Below are 5,534 nucleotides of genomic sequence, written 5' to 3' on the forward strand. Positions count from 1 at the left end.
GTGGGGTCAAACCAAGTACGTATAGCCCCGGTAGTTGTGTGCTGGATGGCCAGGATTTGCGCCCGGACGTCGCCAAGGGGGAGTTCGACCGAATTTTGGAGCGTCAGAAAGATATTAGCGAGCGCTGTTGTGTCAACATCCGGGGGGTACTCGTCGGAACCGTAGAAATCAAAGATGCCACGTCTGTTTGGGGTACTTGTAAGGCAATGGCGAATCCGCATGAGAAATGGGGACACGAGTGTGTTCGCCAGTGTTGAAAGAACGATACCGACAGAGCTCAGAACGAAAGGGGAGTAGAAACTGCTCACTCGGACGTGGGATAGACTCCACTCGGAGCATATAGAACTAGGATCGGCGAGGTTCGATTCGAGGGTGCGGAGAAGGGATGCTCGGACGGAGTGCACGTCTCGCATGGTTGGCTTCCTGGGGCACGGATATCCGCTTGAGGAGCCGATTCTGCGAGTTCTGTGCTGAGCAGCGATGCAAGACATGCTGAGTCTGGACCTCTGGCCGATAGGTTCCTTGTCGTCGGTTCGCCCCCATGATCAGCGATTATTAGACCTGTGGCCCGACGACAATTGAAATTCCCGTCGGGCGGTGCATGTAGACTATTCAAGCTACTCTACTTAGCGGGAGGATGCTTGGATGGTCACGGACAGGCAGGTCAGGTCGCTGATGAGATGTCGCCATACCGAGAGGACGCTTCGAGCGGCCGCCGACAAGGCGGGCATGGACGAGAAGACGGCGCGGAAGTACCTGCGCCTCGGGCGGCTGCCGAGCGAAGTTCAAAAACCCCACACCTGGCGCACACGGCCGGATCCCTTCGAGGCGGTCTGGCCCGAGGCGCGCGAGTTTCTCGAGGACAACGCGGGGCTGGAGGCCAAGACGCTCTTCGAGCACCTGCAGCGCAGGCATCCGGGACGCTTTCAGGATGGGCAGCTGCGCACGTTCCAGCGGCGCGTCAAGGAGTGGCGCGCCCGCCAAGGCCCCGCGCGGGAGGTGATGTTTCCCCAGCGTCACAAGCCGGGTCGCCTGGCCCAGTCCGATTTCACGCGCATGGCGACGTTGGGCGTGACGATCGCCGGTCAGCCCTTCCCCCACATGATCTGCCATTTCGTGCTGACCTACTCGAACTGGGAAGCGGGGACGATCTGTTTTTCCGAGAGTTTCGAGAGTTTGGCCGAGGGTCTGCAGAATGCCTTGTGGGAACTGGGCGGGGCGCCGGCGACGCATCAGACCGACTGTCTGAGCGCGGCGGTGAGTCGTCTTGACAACGTCGAGGAATTCACCCAACGCTACCGCGCGCTGCTTTCCCATTACGGCCTTCAGGGACATCGCGGCCAACCCGGCAGTCCCCACGAGAACGGCGACGTGGAGCAGCGCCACCATCGGTTCAAGCGCGCGGTAGACCAGGCGTTGATCTTGCGGGGCAGCCGGGATTTCGAGAGCCGCCAGGCCTATGAGCTCTTCCTGGCGAATCTCTTCAAGCAACTGAACGCCGGGCGCACGAAGCGGCTCGCCGAAGAGATCGCCGCGTTGCGCCGTCTGCCTCTTCGACGATTCGAGGCGTTTCAGCGCAGAGAGACGACAGTGGGGCCCAACAGCACGATTCGCGTGCTGGAGAACGTCTACTCGGTTCACAGCCGCCTGATCGGCGAGAAGGTTTGCGCCCGCGTCTACGCCGATCACATCGACGTTTGGCGCGGCCGGACCCAAGTCGAGCGCCTGGCGCGACTGCGCGGCAGGGGCAAGCACACGATCAACTACCGTCACATCATCGATTGGCTCGTGCGCAAGCCCGGCGCTTTCGAGCGTTACCTGTACCGAGACGCCTTGTTTCCCACCAGCCGCTTCCGCATGGCCTACGACGTGCTCGAGGATCTCTGGCCCGCTCGTGGGCACAAGGAATATCTGAAGATCCTCGAACTGGCGGCCAAAGAAAACGAGGCCGCCGTGGACGGGGCGCTTCACCACCTGCTGAAGCGCGACGAACCGCTGTCGGCCCAGGCCGTCGAGGCTCTCGTCGCGGCGGGTCGGGAATGCTGCTCGCCGCGCCAAGTGCGGGTCGATGCGGTCCAGCTCGGCGACTACGATGTCTTGCTGGAGGTCATCTGATGAGTTTGCAAGTCAGCGTGCACAAGAGTCTGGAGGGACACCTCAAGGAACTGCGCATGCCGACGGTGCGCCAGTGCTACCGCGACGAAGCCGGGCGCGCCCGCAAGGAGTCGCTCAGTTACGAGCGCTACCTTCTCGAAGTGGTGCGTCGCGAGGCGGAGGTCCGCCGCCAGCGCCGCATCGAACGGCTCTTGCGACAATCCAAGTTGCCTTTGGAGAAAAGCCTCGAGGCCTTCGATCTCTCGCGCCTGCCGTTGCGGCTGCGTCAGCAGATTCAGGTCCTGCTCGAAGGCTCCTTCCTCGAACGGCGCGAGAACGTCCTGGCGTTCGGGAACCCGGGCAGCGGCAAGACGCATCTGTTGTGCGCCATCGGGCAGCAACTGGTGCGTCACGACCACCGCGTGCTTTTCACCACCTGCAGCCTCCTGGTGCAGGAACTGCTGATCGCCAAGACCGAACTCAAACTGGCCAAAGCGCTCAAGCGCCTTGCGAAGTTTGAAGCGGTCATCATCGACGACATCGCCTACGTCCAACAGAACCGCGAAGAGATGGAGGTGCTCTTCACGCTCCTGGCCGAACGCTATGAGCGCGGCAGCGTCATGCTGAGTTCCAATCTGCCCTTTTCGCAGTGGGAGCAGATCTTCAAAGACCCCATGACCACCGCCGCGGCCATCGACCGCCTCGTGCACCACTGCGTGATCCTCGAACTCAACGTCAAGAGCTACCGCATGGAACAGGCGAAAAAGACCAAGAAATGAGTTTTCTCCTGTGATGATTCCCTTTGCCTCCGCCAATCGCCCTTGACCGTCGCGCCGCCAAAACGCTGAAAGGGACCTGCCGCTCGCGCAACAAGCCCCTTCCCGTCACCACAGGCAGACGTTCCTCTCCAGGAGAGCGCTGCAAGAGCAACCTACGCCAACCCAAGGCGGCAGGTCAAGAACGGGAAGTCCAATCGTCGCCAGAGGAAAAAACTAGTTGACGCTGGTCAGCTTGCTGCCAAGTTCGGGTTTGACATAGAGAGGCTTGTCAAAGATCCATCTCAGCAGCTGCTCGAAATTCCCTGCGTACCGATCAGCTTCGCTGAGATCAATGTAAATCCGCGACTTGTAGTACGTTGGAAGAAATGGTTTTCCGTTCTCATCCTTTTGGCTGACAACGGCTACAAACTTCTCTTGGGCTTGGTTCTCATAGACTTCCCTCGAGATGATTTGTGTCTCCGTGCCTACGCCACCGGCCCGGCCGTCGGCCTTTGCAGCGTATTTCTCATCACAGACAATTGCGACCTTCTTGATCTCGGGATTGGTGACCATCTGCTCCATGAAAGCTAGAGCGTCATGTCCCTCTTTGAGATCCCATTTGTCCAAAATGACGTCAACGCCAGACTCGCGCAACTCTGTAGCAAGGTCTACGACCCACCGTTCATGTTCGCTGTCTGACCAACTGTACGAAATGAAAAGCTTCGGGGCGGTCATTCGACTACGGCTCCATGGGCATAACCTAGTTTTGGACGGACTGCATAAAACCCCTCATATCCCGCCGATTACAGCGCGTCTGCCGGAGTCCTGACGCCCTTCCTCCTCAGTTGAGGACGTGGGTGTAGATCATCGTCGTCTTCACATCCCCCTGCCCCAGAAGATCCTGCACCGTGCGGATATCATATTCGTCCTCCAGCAAATGGGTGGTGAAGGAATGAGGGAGAAGGGCTGCAATGGCTCGTCCTGGAAGAGCATGTTTGCAAGTGCACCCATCGTCTCAACCCGCCGCATTGATGTGCGCTGCCTTAAACGCCTTGCGCTCCGTCTCCCTTTCTATCCCGAACCCCCTCCTTTTGTCAAGACCTGAAGGGGTGGTCAAGTGAGGGCGGGAACAAAGAGCTGCCATAAGGGGCTTGAGGGGAAAGAGCGACTGTTTGTTCACTGCAATCAATTGTCTATCTGTTTTGGTTTGCGAATTCCCGGTCCTTTGACCCCTTTTCTTTCAGAAAATGGCTGAGAATTGAAAAGAAAAAGAATTTGGGGGTATCTGAAGGGAGAACGGGGGACCTTGCACGGGAGAAGGCTACAAAGGAAATCATAAACGGGGATCTCTACAAAGCCGACCAATGGGCAAGGCTCACGGTCCGGATTGACGATGTTATGATTGCCCTTAACGGGGTTCGGTATTCGTAAGTGTGTTTGTAATGCAAGGGAAGGCGTTGGGGTTCTTGGGCATCTCGGAAAGAGGTTTCCCCTCTAATATGGCAGGTCATCATGAACATTGAATCTCATCTCGCTTTCTGCTTGAGATAAAGCCTCTCGAAAAGAACGTTCCGGGTGCTCGTTGTGGATCTCCATTGCCCTTTGGAGGACATATCTGTCAGCAGAGACCGCTCCTGCCCTCATCCAGAAGATGACATTCACGGCAGCAACTACTGTTGCGATTCTCCAGCCTGCCCAAATAGCAATAGGGAGCAGCACTAGTAGGATGTGCATTGTTCCGATTAGGATCCCACTAAAGCACGAAACGAGTCGAATTCTGTTGGTTCTGCGTTTGACCAATTGGGCGTTGTACCACCAACCGAGAAGAGAGACGAGCATTGCGATAGGAAACGCAACTCCACAAACCAAGGGCACACCGAAAAAGACGGAAACGGGAAAGGCCATCAACGACAGGATGACCCACAAACCCAAAAAGGCGTCGAGTTTGTGATTCCAAAAGAATAGGGCTATCGATACGGGGAGAAGGTAAATGGCTGAAAGTGTGAGCCAGCTCACGGTTTCAGACCTCCTTTTGTGTCGCTGATCGCCTGAAGCCTCCGTATTCGGAAACCTATCATGAATGGCCCCGACCTGCGACTTGCCGATTCCCGATTTTGGCCCCTACTGAAGAGTAACTACTGAGTCTCCCGATTGCACTGAGATGCTCCGGGAATTCGGTTCTTCACTTTTTCACTCCACCCCTGTCCCCAAGCCAGATGAACTCGAAGATGCCGACAGCAGCGACAGCGATTGCCCAGCCAAGCCAGCTCTCCTCAAGGTTCTCTGGATCCAGATTGGCGTCGGGCATGATGCCAAACGCCAAGAGAAAGATCACGATAGGCACAACTACAGCGATCACAACGCGCTGTGCACTGCTGCTCACGGCACACCGTGCCAGTAATCCGCGCCACCATATCGGACCTGTAAACAACAGCAACACGCCGCAGAAGACGAGAAGACACTCCAGAAGTATGGAGCCTAGGGTTCTCTCCAAACTAGAAGGCCGCACCAATGCACACAGGAAATACACACCTGTGAGAACTGCACTCCTCACACAGGCTCGCAAGAACCGGCTTGTGTCCCATGAGTTACTGAACCGTGCGGATACCATACCCCTCCTCCAGCAAATGGGTGGCGAAGGAATCGGGGGAAGAGCTGCAAGGGCTCGTCCTGAAAGACCAG

5 protein-coding genes and 2 pseudogenes are annotated in these 5,534 nt (G+C 57.4%); 2 read left to right on the forward strand and 5 right to left on the reverse strand.

What is annotated here, in order from left to right:
* Positions 1-413 (reverse strand): hypothetical protein (locus VM163_06490; GenBank protein ID HUT03523.1); only part of this gene is annotated, 413 nt, incomplete at its 3' end.
* A gap of 262 nt (positions 414-675) precedes the next feature.
* Between VM163_06490 and istA the strand changes: the two genes are divergently transcribed.
* Together istA and istB are read left to right on the forward strand one after the other, a co-directional pair.
* Positions 676-2,115, forward strand: coding sequence for an IS21 family transposase (gene istA / locus VM163_06495; protein HUT03524.1), 1,440 nt, complete (start codon positions 676-678; stop codon positions 2,113-2,115).
* The gene (istB, locus tag VM163_06500) at positions 2,115-2,873 is read left to right on the forward strand and encodes an IS21-like element helper ATPase IstB (protein HUT03525.1); all 759 of its coding nucleotides are present in this window, start codon (positions 2,115-2,117) and stop codon (positions 2,871-2,873) included. The genes istA and istB overlap by 1 nt, the downstream gene beginning before the upstream one ends.
* 234 nt (positions 2,874-3,107) lie before the next feature.
* Here istB and VM163_06505 read toward each other — a convergent pair.
* The 4 genes and pseudogenes from VM163_06505 to VM163_06520 all read right to left on the reverse strand — a co-directional run bounded on the left by VM163_06505 (position 3,108) and on the right by VM163_06520 (position 5,346).
* Positions 3,108-3,587 (reverse strand): annotated as a pseudogene (locus VM163_06505) (SEFIR domain-containing protein).
* A gap of 106 nt (positions 3,588-3,693) precedes the next feature.
* Positions 3,694-3,807 (reverse strand): annotated as a pseudogene (locus VM163_06510) (tyrosine-type recombinase/integrase).
* Between the two features lie 539 nt (positions 3,808-4,346).
* On the reverse strand, positions 4,347-4,868 hold the full coding sequence (locus tag VM163_06515) for a hypothetical protein (GenBank protein ID HUT03526.1): 522 nt from the start codon (positions 4,866-4,868) through the stop codon (positions 4,347-4,349).
* A 166-nt stretch (positions 4,869-5,034) separates the two neighbouring features.
* Positions 5,035-5,346, reverse strand: a complete 312-nt coding sequence (locus VM163_06520) for a hypothetical protein (GenBank protein HUT03527.1) — start codon at positions 5,344-5,346, stop codon at positions 5,035-5,037.
* Positions 5,347-5,534 lie beyond the last annotated feature (188 nt).

It is taken from the genome of bacterium, from assembly GCA_035527515.1.
Lineage (GTDB): Bacteria > B130-G9 > B130-G9 > B130-G9 > B130-G9 > B130-G9.

Coding starts and splice junctions, on each gene's coding strand:
- istA (HUT03524.1), top strand. CDS start 676: ATGAGATGTCGCCATACCGAGAGGACGCTTCGAGCGGCCGCCGACAAG.
- istB (HUT03525.1), top strand. CDS start 2,115: ATGAGTTTGCAAGTCAGCGTGCACAAGAGTCTGGAGGGACACCTCAAG.